This window comes from Vibrio sp. Vf1514 (genome assembly GCF_052076135.1).
Taxonomy (GTDB): domain Bacteria; phylum Pseudomonadota; class Gammaproteobacteria; order Enterobacterales; family Vibrionaceae; genus Vibrio; species Vibrio furnissii.
In genome coordinates, this window is sequence record NZ_CP197268.1 from 822,105 (window position 1) to 839,405 (window position 17,301).

Genomic DNA, 17,301 nt, shown 5'->3' on the forward strand with positions numbered 1-17,301 from the left:
AAATCAATGTTGCTCCGCTTGCTTGAGAGACTGAATCACGTCGGCCATGGCCGATTCTTGTTGCTCAGTGAGCGCTTCTTGTTTTGCTTCAAGGAAGAAATCGCGGAACATGTCCATTTCACCGCGTGCCAAACGTGCGCGGCCCATTTCCTGATCCACACCAATCAGCATGCCCGGTTTTTCGAGGTGCAAGACGTTGGGATAGACCTTTCGCAACTTATCCATCGGATCCAAAATCGCGTGTTTGTCTTGCAAACGCACTAACAGATAGTCGTGATGGTGAGGGTCAGTTTTCCCCTGCGCCAGCAAGTCATCCAGTTCACCTTCGATGATGCGCATGTCGTGTGGCGCATTCAGAGGAATCTGCTGCGCAGACACAAAACCGGCGTCGTTGAGTTCCACCAATGTCATGCCTTTTTTCTGATGCTGTTCGGAGAAACTGTATTTCATCAACGAGCCAGAATAGCGGATATGCGCTTCACCTTTTTGCTGTGGCTGATGCAAATGCCCCAACGCCACGTAGTCAAAGCTCGAAAAATGTTCATGATTGACCCGATCGGAACCACCAATCGACAGTGGTCGCTCTGACTCGGATTCCATCGCCCCATCCACAAAACAGTGACTGATCAATACGTGACGTTGTGACGGATTCAGTGCCGCTTTGATTTGCTCGCACAGAAACTGATGCGCGTCATCATGGGTGGTGACGCTGGTTTGGTAGTGATGACGAACCTGCTCTGGGTCGTTGTAAGGCATGCCATAAAACGCCACTTCACCCGCCTGTGGCGAGGATAAAACCACGGGCGTCATCATCTGTTCAAAATCGCTGATGATGTGCAAACCCGCATTTTTCATCTGTTTAGCAGCAAAACCAAGGCGCTTGGCACCATCGTGGTTACCCGGAATCACAATCATCGGAATCGACAATTCCGTACAAATGCGGCTGACTACGTCATCCAACAGTTCAATCGCAATGGTCGGCGGTACAGAACGGTCATACACATCCCCCGCCACAATGACGGCATCAACGGGATTATTTTCTAAATAATCAATTAATTGATTGAGGACGTAACGCTGATCTTCTAGAAGAGACACATTGTGAAATTGACGACCTAAGTGCCAATCAGAGGTGTGAAGAAACTTCATTCCTAGCCTGTTGAACGAATATCTATGAGTAATTTGTGCTTATGATACTCGTTTTGACTGGAAATGCGATGCATGAAGGGAAAAGATTGAAGATAGATCGTCCCCTGCGGCACTAGGTGTCACCGGGCTTCAATGCTCAAGGGGCGTCAATGACTAAACATTCACGCCCAAGGTTGCGCGATGTGATCAAGCGCGAACTTTTAAGCGACGCGGCACCAGTTCCACCCCCGTCTGATAACGTTTTGCAGAAGCGTTCAGCGCCAGCGCTAGCGCACTGTCCGCAATGACTTCAAATTGCTGTGGCAGTGAGTTGATTTTAAGCGGCAGAAAATCAAGCAAGCGATTATCACCAAAGGTTGCTAAGCGGACGTTTTGCATTAATGCCGGATGTGCCAACAGTACATCTAAAATCCCCTCAAGCAGCGTGTAAGATGTTGCCACCACCGCATCAGGTACATCACCCGCAGCCACCCATTGTTCAAACACGCGGCGGCCTTCGTTCCGGTTAAAGTGCTCCCCATAACCCACTTTCGCGGCGATTTGATTAACCTTTAACGCAGACTCAAACCCCAACTGACGTTCTTGGGAGATATTCAGTTCAGGAAGTGCGCCCACCAACCCGACCGTTTTGACGCTGGCATTGAGCAGTGAATTGGTCAGCTCAAATGCCGCACCAAAATCTTCGCTAATCACACAGGCGAAATATTCATCATCCAACGGACGGTCAATGGCGATCACCGGCGTCCCTGAGTTTTGCATTTTCAGATAGAACTCGCTGGCATTGGGCATCGTGCTGGCGACAAACAACGCATCGATTCGACGCGACACCAAGGCATCCGCGACACTCATTTCGGTTTCAGGGTCGTCATCGGAACACGCAATCAGAATTTGATAACCAGCTTTGCGCGAATTCTGCTCGAGCAATTTCGCGAGTTTGGCGTAACTGGTGTTTTCCAAGTCGGGAATAATCAAACCAAAGGAGCGACTGTTTCCTGCCCACAACGCTGATGCGGCGTGATCGGGGCGGTAATTGTGCGCATCCACCACCGCCATGACCTTTTGCTGTGTCTTTTCGCTAATTCGATATTTATGTGCCTTGCCGTTGATCACATAGCTTGCGGTCGTTTTCGACACACCAGCCAACTTAGCAATTTCATCTAGTGTCATATCCAGTACTCAGGTTATGTGCGGCGGATCATAGAAATAACCTTTCGATCCTTGATGGTGTTGAATTATACGCTGAATCGATTCAGTATTGAAGCTGAAAGGATTCAGCAAAATCTCAAATTGATAGCGATGTCGAGTTTTTGGAGCTTTTAGCTTTTTTAAACTACACCTATAACAGCAAATGATTTCGCCAGTTGGTGGTTTTGCTGAATTTTTTGAACTAAATGCTGAACCGATTCAGCAAGTATTATAAAGCAGGGTAACACCTGACACCGCAATTGCCATGCGGTGACAACAAAAAACGCCGTCACATGGCGTAATAAAAGGGGCCAAACATGCTGCAACTCTCTCAAAACGACATCCAACTGGCGCAAGCACAGTCAAACAAGTTGGATGCCATCCGCTCAATCGCTGCTGATCTCGCGGCCAAAGGTTTAGTCGAGGCAGGCTACGTCGAAGGCATGCTTAACCGCGAAGCACAAAACTCAACCTTTTTGGGCAATGGTATTGCCATCCCCCACGGCACAACCGACACCCGTGATCTCGTGAAAGAAACAGGCGTCGCTGTACACCACTTCCCTGCGGGGGTGGATTGGGGCGACGGCAACACGGTTTACGTGGCTATCGGCATCGCTGCAAAATCAGATGAACACTTGGGCATTCTGAAACAGTTGACCAAAGTTTTGTCTGCAGATGGCGTTGAAGAGAAGCTGAAACAAGCGAAAACCGAAAACGACATCATTGCCCTGCTGAACGGCGACGTGCAATTTGACGCTGATTTTGATGCGTCGTTGATTCAATTGCTGTTCCCTGCAAGTGACATGGTGCAAATGAGCGCCGTGGCTGGCGGCCTGCTGAAAAACACCGGTTGTGCTGAAGCAGAATTCGTTGCGGATTTGGTCACCAAAGCGCCGACACATCTGGGTAAAGGCTTGTGGCTGGTCAGCAGCAATAAAGCAGTCAAACGCACCGGCATGTCTTTTGTTTCCACGGCGAACGATTGCGAGTACGACGGCGTTGCAGTGAAAGCGCTGATTGCGTTTGCAGCATGTAACAGTGCGCACCAAGCGTTCCTCAACAAAATCTCAGACATCGTGTTCAAACAACAGCAAGAAAAACTGCTGAGCGCCTCAGCTGAAGCGCTGGTTGCTCTATTCACACAAGATGAACAAGACGCCCCTGCAGTTGCCGGTGAAGGCAATGTGGCCGTCTTCAAAATCAAAAACTCGCACGGCCTTCATGCTCGCCCAGGCGCGATGTTGGTGGCTGAAGCGAAGAAATTCGAATCAAACATTAAAGTCTCTAACCTGGATGGTGACGGCAAAGCAGTGAACGCGAAGAGCTTGATGAAAGTGATCGCGCTCGGTGTAAAACACGGTCACCAACTGCAATTTATCGCAGAAGGTCCAGATGCAGCACAAGCGCTGGAATCGATTGGCGCAGCCATCAATTCTGGCCTCGGTGAGTAAGGAGCGCGACATGACAAATAAAGTCGTCACCATCACGCTGAACCCAGCGCTGGATCTAACCGGTAGCCTAAGCACGCTCAACGTTGGCTCCGTCAGCTTGGTCAAAGAAGGCAACCTTCATGCCGCGGGTAAAGGGGTGAACGTTGCCAAAGTGCTGAGCGATCTCGGTGCAGAAGTCACCGTGACCGGTTTCCTAGGCCGTGATAACCAAGAAATGTTCTGCCAACTGTTTGCTGACATGGGCGCAAATGACCAATTCGTGCGTATCAATGGCGCAACGCGCATCAACGTCAAACTGGTAGAAGCCAGTGGTGAAGTGAGTGACATCAACTTCCCCGGCATTCAAGTGTTGCCAGAAGACATTGCCGTGTTTGAACGCACACTGATGGCATTGGCCGAAGAGCACGAATACTTCGTCATGGCCGGTAGCTTGCCGTCTGGCGTGTCGCCTGAGTTGTGTGCCTCGTGGATTGAAAAACTGCACAGCATGGGCAAAAAAGTGTTGTTTGATAGCAGCCGCGATGCATTGGCCGCTGGCCTCAACGCGCAACCTTGGTTGATTAAACCAAACGACGAAGAGCTTTCTCAATTCGTGGGGCGTGAACTGCATACCCCACAAGAATGCCGCAGCGCCGCCGAACATCTGGCCGACAAAGGCATCGAGAATATTGTGGTATCCATGGGTGCAGACGGCACCATGTGGTTCAACCAAGGCGTATGGCTTCATGCGAAGCCGCCTCGTATGTCTGTCGTCAGTACCGTAGGTGCGGGCGATACACTGGTGGCCGGTTTATGCTGGGGCCACATGCAAGCGATGAATAAAGAAGAACTGATCACGTTTGCCACTGCCCTCTCTGCCCTTGCGGTTACGCAGGTCGGCGTCGGCGTGCCAAACGCTGAACAATTAGTCACCCTACAACAACAAATCCAATTACAACCCGTTAGTGTTGCCGCTAACGACTAAGGACAGAAGGTCGCATCTATGAATATTGCCATTATTACTGCATGCCCGAGCGGCGTTGCAAATAGCATTATCGCTGCTGGTCTACTAGAACAGGCAGCCAAATCCCTGAACTGGACAGCCGCGGTGGAATGCCATTCATCCGTGCTGGAAGGACACACCCTCACTGACGCTGAAATTGCGGCAGCGGAACTGGTGATTATCGCGGCAAACACGCCCGTCGACACCACACGCTTCGTGGGCAAAAATGTCTACCAAAGCGACATTTCAGCGTGCACCAGCGATCCCGTCGCGTACCTGAAAGCTGCAGCGGAGCAAGCCAGCGAACTGTCTGCTTCGGCGGCAACCACGTTTGCAGCGCCAGCAGCGTCTGCGCCGGAAAGCGCCAAGAAGATCGTCGCCATCACCGCTTGTCCAACGGGTGTCGCGCATACGTTCATGGCGGCAGAAGCCCTGGAAGAAGAAGGCAAACGTCGCGGTTACCAAATTAAAGTGGAAACTCGCGGCTCAGTTGGGGCAAAAAACCAACTGACTGACCAAGAAATTGCCGATGCTGATTTGGTCATCATCGCAGCCGACATCGAAGTTCCTCTGGATCGTTTCAACGGCAAGAAAATGTACCGCACGAAAACAGGTCCTGCGCTGAAGAAAACTGCTGAAGAGATGGACAAAGCGTTCGTACAAGCCACAGTTTATCAACACGCGGGTTCAGCCAATGCGTCTGCTGCAACTGAAGAGAAAAAAGGCGTCTATAAACACCTGATGACCGGCGTGTCACACATGCTACCTGTGGTGGTTGCTGGTGGTTTGATCATCGCACTCTCCTTCGTATTCGGTATCGAAGCGTTTAAAGAAGAAGGCACACTGGCTGCTGCGTTGATGTCCATCGGTGGTGGCTCTGCTTTCGCACTGATGATTCCGGTGCTTGCTGGTTACATTGCGTTCTCCATCGCTGACCGTCCGGGCCTTGCTCCGGGTTTGATCGGCGGTATGTTGGCAAGCTCCATTGGCTCTGGCTTCTTGGGTGGTATCGCAGCAGGTTTCATCGCGGGTTACTCTGCAAAATTCATTGCTGATAAAGTACAACTTCCACAATCTATGGAAGCATTGAAACCTATCCTGATCATTCCGTTCCTCGCCAGTTTGGTCACAGGTTTGGTGATGATCTACGTTGTCGGTGGCCCGGTTGCAGGCATCATGTCTGCCATGACCGAGTTCCTCAACAACATGGGTTCAGCGAACGCGGTGTTGCTGGGTGTGATTCTTGGCGCCATGATGTGTTTCGACTTGGGTGGCCCAGTAAACAAAGCAGCATACACCTTTGGTGTGGGCTTGCTGGCATCACAAACTTACGCGCCAATGGCTGCCATCATGGCTGCTGGTATGGTGCCTGCGCTGGGTATGGGCTTAGCCACCTTCTTGGCTCGCGATAAGTTTGAACCAAGTGAACGTGAAGCGGGTAAAGCCTCTTTTGTTCTGGGTCTGTGCTTTATCTCTGAAGGCGCGATTCCATTTGCAGCGAAAGACCCAATGCGCGTGATTCCATCGTGCATGGTGGGTGGTGCACTGACTGGTGCGTTGTCTATGCTGTTCGGCGCCAAACTGATGGCACCACACGGCGGCCTGTTTGTACTGCTGATTCCAAATGCGATCAGCCCAGTATTGATGTACTTGGTGGCGATTGCCGCAGGTACGGTAGTGACTGGTGTCGGTTACGCATTCCTGAAGTCTCGCGCTCAAGCCAAAGCCGCAGTGACTGCATAATCTTGATGAATTAAGCCAATTACCGATCTTGGCTAGCCAGTGAGTGATGCTCCTCTCACTGGCTTTTTTATTGGTGTCAATCCCCCACGCCGCCCCCTCACGTAAATGGCGGCCATGAAAAAGCCAGCATCTCTGCTGGCTTTTCTTTTTGCTTCGCGTGTATCGCTCGCTTATTTGTGTTTCGGCTGCACGTATTGACGGCCAACATCTACCACCGCAACGTCTTTAAAGAAGCTACGTCCCAACAAAACTGGGAAGGTTAAGTGCGTGCGGTCGGCCAGCGTGAATTCGGTTTTCTCTTTCAGGTCACCAATTTCAATCCATGCCATCACAATGGCGCGGCGCTGTGTGCTGTCGGAGCTCGACTGACGAATGTGCACCCAACGCTCAACAGGCAGGCTCACTTCTTCACTTTTAATGCCGTCATGTTCGATACGGAATTTCACCCAATCTTTACCATCGCGCTCAAATGGCGTGATATCGACGGCACTGATGGACGATGTGGTTGCGCCTGTATCAATGCGTGCACGAAAGGTTTCTTTCAACCCCGGAACATAGACCCACTCTTTTTCACCTAAAATGAGTTTACCATCCGATGTTTTCGTCGCTTTCAGCACCACGACTTCTTTCTTCACTGATTGGGTTTCTGATTTCTTACCGGCCTTATCCTTGGCGCTCTCGGTTGCTTCCTGCTTAGGTTGTTCAACTTGAGTCTGTTCCTTCTTCTCTGCATCCGCCGTACGCTCGGTTGGTGTTGTCGCACACGCAACCAGACCGCCACTCAGCATCAAAGGAACCAGGAGTTTCCATTGTTGTTTCATTCATTCACCTAATCAAACTGCTAACTAACGTTATGAGACTTTAACTATCGCATCCGCCACATAAGGAATGTCTTTCTCCGTCAGACCTGCAATATTGATGCGGCCATCTGCCACACCGTAAATACCGAACTCTTCGCGTAAACGTGCCATCTGTTGTGGCGCGAAACCGAGGACAGTAAACATGCCCTTATGGCTTTCGATGAAGTCAAATTGTGACGTATTATGTTGATTTCTCAACTCTTTACATAAGGTTTGACGAAGGCTTAACAAACGTTGTTGCATTTCACTCAGCTCTTGCTTCCAGATGGTTGTTAGCTGTTCGTTTTGTAACACCGTTTTGACAAGCGCCGCGCCGTGGTCCGGTGGCATGGTGTAAGTCGAGCGAGCCAGCGTCAACATTTTACCGCGCGCATTGGCGACATCGTTGGCCGTTTTGCCCAGCACGATCGCCACACCCGTGCGTTCACGATACAAACCAAAGTTCTTCGAACACGATGACGTCACCAACATCTCTTCGACATGGCTCGCCATGTGACGTAGCCCTTTTGCATCGTCGTCCAGACCATCACCAAATCCTTGATAAGCAATATCCACAAACGGAATGAACCCGTTTTTCTGCGACAGCGCGGTGATCGCTTGCCAAGCAGCAAAGTCGATATCCGCACCGGTTGGGTTGTGACAACAGCCGTGCAACAGCACCACATCTTTCGGGCCCGCGTGCGCGAGATCCGTCAACATGCGTTCAGTGTCGACCATCTTGGTCTCGCGACTGAAATAAGCGTAGTACTTCACTTTCAAGCCTGCCGCTTCCATCACCGGTTTGTGGTTCACATAACTCGGATCCGTGAGCCAGACCGTTGTTTCAGGTTGTGCCACACGCATGAGATCGCCCAACATACGCAGCGCACCACTCGCACCTGGGGTTTGAATGGCAGTCACACGTTCTGTGACTAACGATTCCCCCAGCACAAGATTGAGCATGCTGCGGTTAAACTCTTCACAACCGGCAAGGCCGACGTAGGATTTGGTTTTCTGCGTGGCGACGACCCTATCTTGCGCTTGTTGAACCGCGCGCATGATGGGCGTTTCGCCTTGGCTATTTTTGTACACACCGATGCCGAGATCGACCTTTTCAGGACGAGGATCGTTTCGGTAAGCAACGGAAAGAGAAAGAATGGGATCTAACGTTGGTGTTGGTAAATGGGAAAACATGAAAGTCACAACCCTTTGAAATTCATCGTGACTTTCAGTAAACACTAGATAGGTAAAAACCTAAAGGTTTTTTTACAATTTGAAGTGGTGGATCACCTGATTGCTGCTGCCACGCCAGTGAAGGCTTGGGTCAGCCAGCTCTTTTTCGAACTTACCATCAATCAGTACGTCGATCAGGTCAACCAGCTCACGCTGTTCTGCACTCAATTCTGCCAACAGGTAACCCGTCCAGAGCCAGATATCTTTGCCCGGACACTCGCTTTTGACCCGCTTGACCAACTTCAACACCGATGCCACGTTTTGCGGATGCAGTGGATCGCCACCAGACAGCGACAAGCCACGACGTGGAATGCGGGTATCGTTGAGGTCATGGATGATTTGGTCTTCCAATGCTTGCGTAAATGGATGACCCGAATCCAACGACCAAGTACTTTGATTGTAACAACCGCGACACTGATGAACGCAGCCGGAAACGAACAGCGTGCAGCGCGTTCCCAGCCCGTTAACCACATCAATCGGATAGTATTGATGATAATTCATATTACAGATGTTTCACTCGACGTTTCACTTCTTCTTGTTTGCCGACGTTGAATGGACGTGCATCCGGGCTACCCAAGTAACCGCATACACGACGAATCACCGACACTTTGCTTGGCTCATGGTTGCCGCATTTCGGACACACAAAGCCTTTGCTGGTACAGTCGAATTCACCGGTGTAACCACACTCGTAGCACTCATCAATCGGCGTGTTGGTGCCGTAATAAGGAACGCGGGTGTAGCTGTAATCCCAGACGTTTTCCAACGCTTCAACGTTACGTTGCATGTTCGGGAACTCACCGTAACAAATGAAACCACCACTTGAGATGTGTGGGTACGGCAATTCGAAATCGATCTTGTCGTATGGGTTCACTTTTTTCTCAACATCCAAGTGGAAGCTGTTGGTGTAGTACCCTTTATCGGTCACACCAGGAATCACACCGAACTCTTTGGTATCAATGCGGCAGAAGCGGCTGCACAAGTTTTCACTTGGTGTACCGTACAAGCTAAAGGCGTAGCCTGTTTCTTCTTTCCATGTGTCGACCGCTTCACGCAGTTTACGAATGATGTTCACCGCGTGTTCACGCAGTTCGCTGTCATCAAACACGTGTGTTCCTTGGCCAAACAACGCGTTCATGGTTTCATGCACACCGATGTAGCCCAATGAAATCGACGCACGACCGTTTTTGAAGATGTCCGCAATCGAGTCATTCGCATTCAAGCGCACGCCACACGCACCTTCCATGTACAGGATTGGCGCCACACGGGCTTTGACATTTTCCAAGCGGTGGATACGGGTTTCCAATGCGCGACGTGCCAGTTTGAGTTTTTCATCCAACAGTTCGTAAAACTTGTTGAGATCGCCTTTCGCACGAATCGCAATACGCGGTAGGTTCAAACTCACCACGCCCAAGTTGTTACGGCCTTCATGAACCAATTCTCCGTTCTCTTCAAACGTGTTCAAGAAGCTACGACAACCCATTGGCGTTTTGAATGAGCCAGTGACTTCGACCACTTTGTCGTAGTTCAGAATGTCTGGGTACATGCGTTTGGTTGCGCAATCTAGTGCCAATTGTTTGATGTCGTAGTTTGGATCACCCGCTTTATGGTTCAGACCATCTTTGATGGCAAAGACCAGTTTAGGGAACACAGCCGTTTTACGGTTTTTGCCCAAGCCCGCAATGCGGTTTTTCAGGATCGATGTTTGGATCAAACGCGATTCCCAGCTGGTGCCCAAACCAAAACCCAGTGTCACGAATGGCGTTTGGCCGTTCGCGGTGTGCAGGGTGTTCACTTCGTATTCCAGTGATTGGAACGCGTCGTAACACTCTTTCTCAGTGCGCACTTTGGCAAACTCTTCCGGATCGCGAATGTCCCACTCTTTCGCAATCGCCAGATGTTTTTGGTAGCTGGCAGAGACGTAAGGTGCCAGCACTTCATCAATGCGGTTGATGGTTGTGCCGCCGTAAATATGGCTCGCCACTTGTGCGATGATCTGCGCAGTAACAGCCGTTGCGGTCGAAATGGATTTAGGCGTGTCAATTTCCGCGTTACCCATTTTGAAGCCGTGTGTCAGCATGCCTTTTAGATCAATCAACATACAGTTGAACATCGGGAAGAACGGCGCGTAATCGAGATCGTGATAGTGCAGGTCGCCCTCTTCGTGCGCTTGAACGATGTCACGCGGCAGAATGCGAGTTTTCGCATAGTGCTTGGCCACGATACCCGCCAGAAGGTCACGTTGAGTCGGGATAACTTTACCGTCTTTGTTCGCGTTTTCGTTGAGCAGATCCGCATTGCTCTCTTGAATCAGGCCTTCGATCTCCTGCGTCAGTTTGCTCTGCTTCTCTCGTGCCACGTCGCGGTCATGTCGGTACTCGATGTATGAACGAGCTAATGCTTTGTACGGCCCTTGCATTAGCTCGTTCTCTACCAGTGTCTGAATTTCTGCGATTCGAACTTCTTCGTACTCTTTGAGTTTGAGTTCGACTGCCAATGCAACATTCAATGCGTAAATCGCGATTTCACTGTTGACTTCTTCCGCTGCACTTTCGACTGCAGCTTGGATACGATCTCGGTTAAACGGGGCTTTTGAGCCATCACGTTTGATTACGATAGGTTTCACCTTTTCTCCTTACCCCAGCATATTCACAGGATTATCCACAAATACACTATATAGGGCTTACCTTTATCCAAACGACACTATATGTTGTGTCGTATTAAACGAGATGACCCAATGGAAAGTATTGATTTAGATCAACGAATTTGGGGCTATGGACAAGAACAAATCGATCTTATAGCTTGAAGTCTCAAAGCGAAAAGAAACCCTGCAAACGCCATTTTTTGTGATAAAAATTATTGCTTTTTGTGGAACACTGTCCGCACCTGACCTCAACGAGATCGACGAGAAGAGCCATCATGAAAACGAACAAAATTGCCACAGTTTTAGCGTCCGCCATACTGCTAATTTCCTCTCACTGTGTGTCCGCGCAAAGTTTGTCAATCAGTAGTTGGAATATTGAATGGTTGACGTTGAATACGTCCGCACCTGTGGATAAAAGCAAACGCACCAGCGAAGATTTTGCCGCGCTGAGCAAACATTTCCACACGGTCAATAGTGACGTGTTGGCGTTTCAAGAAGTCGACAGCGTGCAGGCCATCCAGAACGTGGTGGGCTCGGCGTATCAAATCGTGCTCTCGGATCGCGCGCAGCCTGCGCACGAACAGCATCAATTTAAAGACCTTAATCAGTACACCGGCTTTGCAGTGCGCAACACCGTGCCGTTTAGCGACCCAGCCGATGTCGACCTGTATGGCAAACGACACCACAAATTGCGCTTTGCAGCTTATATCGTGTTGTACCCAGACTCGCCGCAGCCCGTGCATACGTTGTCAGTGCATTTAAAAGCGGGTTGTTCCGGGAAATTTCGCGCCAACCAAACCAGTTGCCAAACATTGCTGACACAAGGCAAAGCACTCAATGCGTGGATCAAACAGCGGGAAGCCAAGCAGCAAGCGTATGTCATTCTGGGCGATTTCAACCACAACCTCGCCTACCGCGGGGATTGGTTATGGCAAACCATGACGCAAGGCACCCTCATTGAACCCACGCTTGCCAGCCGCCAAACACCCGCGACCTGTAAAGTGCGCTCACGCCAGCAACCGAATCAACTGCATCAATTTCGTTCGTTGATCGACCACATCATCGTCAGCCCAACGCTTAAAGCAAGCACCACGAAACAAGTGAATTTCGAGAGCCAAGACGTATTGCGTTACGCACTGAGTGACCATTGCCCATTGCGCAGTGAACTACAGTGGTAACCAGCGCTTACCGATTCAACGCTATACATCCAAGGCTCTACCTAAATCCAAGACAAAAAAAGCCCCACCGTTGACTGGCGGGGCAAGACACAAGTTACTTGAAACTTTCGTTGTGGCATTGAGCCTCATGATTGAGGTTCAATACGTTTTTTCATCACCACAAAGTATAGGACGGGAATCACCACCAAGGTTAATATTGTTGAGATAAATATCCCAAAAATCAAACTGATAGCCAATCCGTTGAAGATCGGGTCATCCAGAATGAACATTGCACCAATCATCGCCGCCAATGCGGTCAGCATAATCGGCTTTGCCCGCACCGCCGCCGATTGAATCACCGCTTCTGAAAACGCCACACCCTGCTCGACCTGTTGATGAATGAAATCCACCAGCAAAATCGAGTTACGCACGATGATCCCCGCTAAAGCGATCATGCCAATCATCGACGTTGCCGTGAACTGTGCGCCAAGCAGCGCATGCCCCGGCATCACACCAATGATGGTCAGCGGAATCGGTGCCATGATGATCAGCGGCACCACATAGGATTTAAACTGCGCAACGACGAGCAGATAGATCAGAACCATCCCCACCGCATAAGCGATGCCCATGTCACGGAATGTTTCATAGGTGATGGTCCATTCCCCATCCCACAAGACCGCGACGCCACTCAGGCCATCCGGTTGGTGAATGTAGTTCTGGTCGAGGTTCATCTGCCCCTCAAGCGCAGACCCAATGTTGAACATGCCGTACAGCGGGCTGTCAATGGCGCCGGTCATGTCGCCCACCACCATCACCATCGGCACCATGTTTTTGTGCACGATGTAATCTTCCATTCGCGTCTGCGTGACGTTGACCAGTTCAGATAGCGCGTAAGCCTGCCCGCTTTGGTTGGACACATTCATATTCAGCAGTTGCACCAAACGTATTTTGGCGGTTTCACTGGCTTGGATCTGCACCGGAATCGGGTATTTGTTGTGTTCACTGTGCAGGTAAGTCACCGGCTTTCCGCCAACGGCCGTGGCTAAGGCATCCACAATCGATACATACGGGACGCCCAATCGCGCCGCTTTGCTGCGGTCGATCGTCACCTGCCATTTCTGATGCGATTCTGGCAGATACATATCGACGTCAACAATATCCGGTGTTGCCCGGAAAATTTCACGCACCTGACGCGCCGCTTGATTGCGAATTTCCGGGGTTGGGCCATACACTTCAGCCAAGATTGGCGACCATACCGGCGGCCCCGGCGGCACTTCAACCACTTTCACCTTCCCGCCAAACTTCAGAGCAACTTGGCTTAGCACAGGGCGAATGGCGCTGGCGATCGCATGACTGTCGCGATCCCGCTCCTTACGTCCCACCAAATTGACTTGAATGTCGCCCTGATTGGCTTGTTCTCGCATAAAGTAATGACGAACCAGTCCATTAAAGTTGATCGGCGCCGCTGTCCCGGCATAAATCTGGTAACCCGTCACTTCAGGGACCTTGTTCAGTTCCTGTCCCATGTCGAACAACACGCGCTGGGTACGTTCAAGCGACGTCCCTTCCGGCATATCCAACACCACTTGAAACTCCGATTTGTTATCAAACGGCAGCATTTTCAGCACCACCGCCTCAAACACCGGCAGCAAGACCGAACCGATGATCAACGCGAACACCGCGAGCAGCAGCATCAAGCGGTTACGAGTTTGATGTTGGGCAGTCACAAACGGCGTCATGATGCGGTGGAATACGGAACTCGCCGCGGTTCCTTCATCCTTGTGGTGGGTGGGTTTGAGCAGATGCCCAGCCAACCAAGGGGATATGACAAATGCCACGGCCAGAGAAATGAGCATCCCCATCGACGCGTTAATCGGAATCGGGCTCATGTACGGCCCCATTAAGCCGCTGACAAACGCCATCGGCAGCAACGCCGCGATCACCGTGAGCGTGGCCAGAATGGTCGGCCCGCCCACTTCATCCACCGCAGATGGAATCAATTCGGCCAGTTTGCGTTTGCCCATCGCCATATGACGGTGAATGTTCTCCACCACCACGATCGCATCATCGACCAATATCCCAATGGAGAAGATCAACGCGAACAGCGACACGCGGTTGAGGGTAAACCCCCACGCCCATGACGCAAATAAGGTGATCATCAAAGTCACCATTACCGCCAGCCCCACCACAATGGCTTCGCGCCACCCCATGGTCAGCAACACCAGAATCACGACCGCAGTGGTGGCAAAGGCCAACTTGCCGATCAGGGTGTTACTTTTATCGGCGGCGGTTTTTCCGTAATCACGCGTGATGTCAACATGAATGCCATGCGGGATCAGTTGATTTTGCAATGCTACCACGCGGGCTTCCACCGCTTTGGCCACATCGACCGCGTTTTCACCGCTCTTCTTGGCAATCGCTAGAGTGACGGCCGGATAGATCCCGCTTTTGTCACTGGTCCAGACATTCTGGGTTGCAGTGTCAACGCCAAGTTCAATGGTCGCAATGTCTTCCAAATACACAGGGAATCCATTGTGCACACCCACCACCAACTGTTTGACGTCCTCGACATGCGTTAAAAACTGGCCAATTTGTAGTGGCAGGGTTTGGTTGTCACTGGTCAATGCGAGCATGGAAGAGCGACGATTGGCAGCGGGCAAGCTTTGATTGAGTTGATCGATGGTGATACCAAAACCGTTCATTTTGGCAGGATCCAGCCGCACATCAACGATGGTGTTGTGCCCACCCACGGTGTAAATATCGCGCGTGCCTTGAATGCGCTTGAGTTCGGTTTCTAACCCATGCGCAACTTGAGTGAGTTGCTGTTGATCAGACTGTCCGCTGCGGTCCGACAAGGTAATCGTGACGATCGGAACATCTTCAATCCCTTTGGGTTTGATAATGGGTTCCCCGACGCCAACCCCCGCAGGCATCCAATCTTTATTGGAATAGAGCTTGTTATAGATGCGCACCACGGCATCGTTGCGTGAGACACCCACTTTAAAGATCGCGACGATCATCGCGCCATCCGGCTGGGAAAAGGAATAGAGCTTATCGATGCCTTGGATTTCAGAGATCACCTGTTCAGCCGGCGTCGTCACTAAACTCTCAACTTCGGCAGGCGTCGCGCCCGGAAAAGGAATATAGACATCAGCAAATGTCACATCGATTTGAGGCTCTTCTTCTTTGGGGGTGATGATGACTGCAAACAGCCCCATCAGTAAGCCAACCAACGCCAGTAAAGGCGTCATGGCCGAATTTTGAAAGGCCGCAGCAATGCGACCCGAAATACCGAGTCGTTTGTCCATCTCATTGCCCTTCTGCTGGAAGTAACGTGGTCGCAATGACATCACCGATTTCCAAACCCGACAGTACTTCCACCGCATCGCCGTAGGTTTGACCCAAACGAATCGGATTCAGGATTCGCGCCTCATTGACGATGCGATACACCGCACTCAGTTCCGCACGGCGAATAACCGCAGCGCTGGGGATCAACAGCACGTCCCAGCTGCTGTACTGAAAATCAGTTTTGACCCACATTCCCGGCATCAACAATGGCGTGTTGTCTGGCAACGATAAACGAATGTTGAAATTGTGAGATTGAGGGTCAGCGTAACGAAATAAGCTGTAGTTTGTTGGTGTGACAACGTCACCAGAAGGTGACCGTACATGGAACTGCACCACCGCTTGCACTTTATCCTGATAGCGCTGCGGAATGTCCGTTTCAATTCTAAGTTTTTCCAGTGAAAAACCACTCACCAACGGCGTTCCCGGCGCGACCGTTTCACCCAGTTCCACATGACGCTGCGTGACCACGCCGGCATACGGTGCTGTGATATTGGTGTACCCCAGCGACTCTTTGGCTTGAGCCACCGCAGCCTGAGCTGATTTGACGGATGCTGCTGCGCTGCGAGCACGCGCTTCAGCCGAATCCATTTGATCGCGCGAGATCGCACCTTTAGGAAACAACTGGCGATAACGGCTCACTTGAGCCTGCGCTTCGCGGTTTTGCGCCAACGCACTGGCCAATTGCGCCTGTGCGGCGTCCAACGATGCCGATTGCTGCACATCACTGATTTCAAGCAGCACTTGGCCTTGCGCCACGTGATCATTCACGTCCACAAACACGCCGATCACGCGACCGGATGTTTGCGCCGCTACCGTGCCTTGATTCACCGGCGCCACGACGCCATCCAACTGAATGACCTGCGGCAGACGTTCTGTCTTCACCGTGTAAAAGCCAGTCCCCTCGGTGGCATGCACCCCACTCACAAAGCTCAGTGCCGCCAGAATAGACAAAGTTAACCCTTTCATCGTGTCAATCTCCTTTGACATTCAGCCCTTTAAAGCGCAGAGATGGCCTATCATCTCCCTCGCGAGATCACGTCATGATGTTCGCAATCATCCGTAGAATCACTTTGCGGCGAAAACAAGACACGATGTCGGGAAAGGTTCGTGTGTTTACGCCGTTTGTGTGTGATGCTCTGGATGTTGTTTGGCGCGCAGCACCAGATTAGTCAGGCCGAGGCCAACCATCATGCACGCGAAGAACACCCACACGCCTGAATTGCCCAACGCCAAACTCGACACCGCAGGTCCTGGGCAAATGCCTGCCAATCCCCAACCCACCCCGAAAATTGCTGCGCCACTGAGTAGACGTGAATCGATCGCGGTGTTCGTCGCGAGACAAAATTTCTCGGCATTCACGGGTTTACGTTTCGGTTTAATCAAGAAAAAATACGCTGGCATAAACACCAGTAACGCGCCACCCATCACAAACATTAAGCTCGGGTCCCAGTGACCTGTCACATCCAGAAAGCCTGTGACTTTCGCAGGATCCGCCATACCTGAAATCACCATGCCCAAGCCAAATAATAGCCCAGCCACCAGAGACGTTAATCGAAACAAAGCCTGATTCATTCTG

13 protein-coding genes are annotated in these 17,301 nt (G+C 51.1%); 4 read left to right on the plus strand and 9 right to left on the minus strand.

Going from position 1 to position 17,301, the window contains the following annotated elements:
• Positions 1 to 3: 3 nt before the first annotated feature.
• Both ACS18Q_RS18750 and cra read right to left on the minus strand, forming a co-directional pair.
• The gene (locus tag ACS18Q_RS18750) at positions 4 to 1,146 is read right to left on the minus strand and encodes an exonuclease SbcCD subunit D (protein WP_441257655.1); all 1,143 of its coding nucleotides are present in this window, start codon (positions 1,144 to 1,146) and stop codon (positions 4 to 6) included.
• A 186-nt stretch (positions 1,147 to 1,332) separates the two neighbouring features.
• Positions 1,333 to 2,313: a catabolite repressor/activator gene (cra, locus tag ACS18Q_RS18755; RefSeq protein WP_441257656.1), complete on the minus strand. Its 981-nt coding sequence runs from the start codon at positions 2,311 to 2,313 to the stop codon at positions 1,333 to 1,335.
• 335 nt (positions 2,314 to 2,648) lie between these two features.
• On the opposite strand from cra, the gene fruB reads away from it, so the two are divergent.
• From fruB to fruA, 3 genes are read left to right on the plus strand one after another with little or no spacing between them, the layout of a single operon-like run.
• Entirely contained in the window at positions 2,649 to 3,782 is a 1,134-nt protein-coding gene (fruB, locus tag ACS18Q_RS18760) for a fused PTS fructose transporter subunit IIA/HPr protein (RefSeq protein WP_441257657.1), read from the plus strand.
• A gap of 10 nt (positions 3,783 to 3,792) precedes the next feature.
• Positions 3,793 to 4,746: a 1-phosphofructokinase gene (gene pfkB, locus ACS18Q_RS18765; protein WP_004728191.1), complete on the plus strand. Its 954-nt coding sequence runs from the start codon at positions 3,793 to 3,795 to the stop codon at positions 4,744 to 4,746.
• An 18-nt stretch (positions 4,747 to 4,764) separates the two neighbouring features.
• Complete coding sequence (gene fruA, locus ACS18Q_RS18770) at positions 4,765 to 6,507, plus strand: PTS fructose transporter subunit IIBC (RefSeq protein WP_441257658.1); 1,743 nt, start codon at positions 4,765 to 4,767, stop codon at positions 6,505 to 6,507.
• A 170-nt stretch (positions 6,508 to 6,677) separates the two neighbouring features.
• On the opposite strand, the gene ACS18Q_RS18775 is transcribed toward fruA, so the two are convergent.
• The 4 genes from ACS18Q_RS18775 to nrdD form a co-directional block, all read right to left on the minus strand.
• A complete protein-coding gene (locus tag ACS18Q_RS18775) occupies positions 6,678 to 7,328 on the minus strand; it encodes an ATP-dependent zinc protease family protein (RefSeq protein WP_158108577.1) in 651 nt (216 codons plus the stop codon).
• Positions 7,329 to 7,358: 30 nt separating this feature from the next.
• On the minus strand, positions 7,359 to 8,540 hold the full coding sequence (locus ACS18Q_RS18780; protein WP_014257360.1) for an amino acid aminotransferase: 1,182 nt from the start codon (positions 8,538 to 8,540) through the stop codon (positions 7,359 to 7,361).
• 72 nt (positions 8,541 to 8,612) lie between these two features.
• Complete coding sequence (nrdG, locus tag ACS18Q_RS18785) at positions 8,613 to 9,080, minus strand: anaerobic ribonucleoside-triphosphate reductase-activating protein (protein ID WP_004728195.1); 468 nt, start codon at positions 9,078 to 9,080, stop codon at positions 8,613 to 8,615.
• A 1-nt stretch (position 9,081) separates the two neighbouring features.
• On the minus strand, positions 9,082 to 11,202 hold the full coding sequence (nrdD, locus tag ACS18Q_RS18790; RefSeq protein ID WP_004728196.1) for an anaerobic ribonucleoside-triphosphate reductase: 2,121 nt from the start codon (positions 11,200 to 11,202) through the stop codon (positions 9,082 to 9,084).
• Positions 11,203 to 11,495: 293 nt separating this feature from the next.
• Here nrdD and ACS18Q_RS18795 point away from each other — a divergent pair, with 293 nt between their 5' ends.
• On the plus strand, positions 11,496 to 12,398 hold the full coding sequence (locus ACS18Q_RS18795) for an endonuclease/exonuclease/phosphatase family protein (protein WP_441257659.1): 903 nt from the start codon (positions 11,496 to 11,498) through the stop codon (positions 12,396 to 12,398).
• 125 nt (positions 12,399 to 12,523) lie between these two features.
• Here the strand turns inward: ACS18Q_RS18795 and ACS18Q_RS18800 are convergent, their stop codons facing one another.
• From ACS18Q_RS18800 to ACS18Q_RS18810, 3 genes are all read right to left on the minus strand, one after another.
• A complete protein-coding gene (locus ACS18Q_RS18800) occupies positions 12,524 to 15,685 on the minus strand; it encodes an efflux RND transporter permease subunit (RefSeq protein ID WP_441258221.1) in 3,162 nt (1,053 codons plus the stop codon).
• Position 15,686: 1 nt separating this feature from the next.
• On the minus strand, positions 15,687 to 16,691 hold the full coding sequence (locus ACS18Q_RS18805) for an efflux RND transporter periplasmic adaptor subunit (protein WP_441257660.1): 1,005 nt from the start codon (positions 16,689 to 16,691) through the stop codon (positions 15,687 to 15,689).
• A gap of 147 nt (positions 16,692 to 16,838) precedes the next feature.
• Positions 16,839 to 17,297 carry a DUF6691 family protein gene (locus ACS18Q_RS18810; RefSeq protein WP_441257661.1) on the minus strand — a complete coding sequence of 153 codons (459 nt, stop codon included), beginning with the start codon at positions 17,295 to 17,297 and terminating at the stop codon, positions 16,839 to 16,841.
• Positions 17,298 to 17,301 lie beyond the last annotated feature (4 nt).

Excerpts from the sequence above, each read along its gene's own strand:
- ACS18Q_RS18750 (WP_441257655.1), bottom strand. The coding sequence starts at position 1,146 with ATGAAGTTTCTTCACACCTCTGATTGGCACTTAGGTCGTCAATTTCAC.
- cra (WP_441257656.1), bottom strand. The coding sequence starts at position 2,313 with ATGACACTAGATGAAATTGCTAAGTTGGCTGGTGTGTCGAAAACGACC.
- fruB (WP_441257657.1), top strand. The coding sequence starts at position 2,649 with ATGCTGCAACTCTCTCAAAACGACATCCAACTGGCGCAAGCACAGTCA.
- pfkB (WP_004728191.1), top strand. The coding sequence starts at position 3,793 with ATGACAAATAAAGTCGTCACCATCACGCTGAACCCAGCGCTGGATCTA.
- fruA (WP_441257658.1), top strand. The coding sequence starts at position 4,765 with ATGAATATTGCCATTATTACTGCATGCCCGAGCGGCGTTGCAAATAGC.
- ACS18Q_RS18775 (WP_158108577.1), bottom strand. The coding sequence starts at position 7,328 with ATGAAACAACAATGGAAACTCCTGGTTCCTTTGATGCTGAGTGGCGGT.
- ACS18Q_RS18780 (WP_014257360.1), bottom strand. The coding sequence starts at position 8,540 with ATGTTTTCCCATTTACCAACACCAACGTTAGATCCCATTCTTTCTCTT.
- nrdG (WP_004728195.1), bottom strand. The coding sequence starts at position 9,080 with ATGAATTATCATCAATACTATCCGATTGATGTGGTTAACGGGCTGGGA.
- ACS18Q_RS18795 (WP_441257659.1), top strand. The coding sequence starts at position 11,496 with ATGAAAACGAACAAAATTGCCACAGTTTTAGCGTCCGCCATACTGCTA.
- ACS18Q_RS18800 (WP_441258221.1), bottom strand. The coding sequence starts at position 15,685 with ATGGACAAACGACTCGGTATTTCGGGTCGCATTGCTGCGGCCTTTCAA.
- ACS18Q_RS18805 (WP_441257660.1), bottom strand. The coding sequence starts at position 16,691 with ATGAAAGGGTTAACTTTGTCTATTCTGGCGGCACTGAGCTTTGTGAGT.
- ACS18Q_RS18810 (WP_441257661.1), bottom strand. The coding sequence starts at position 17,297 with ATGAATCAGGCTTTGTTTCGATTAACGTCTCTGGTGGCTGGGCTATTA.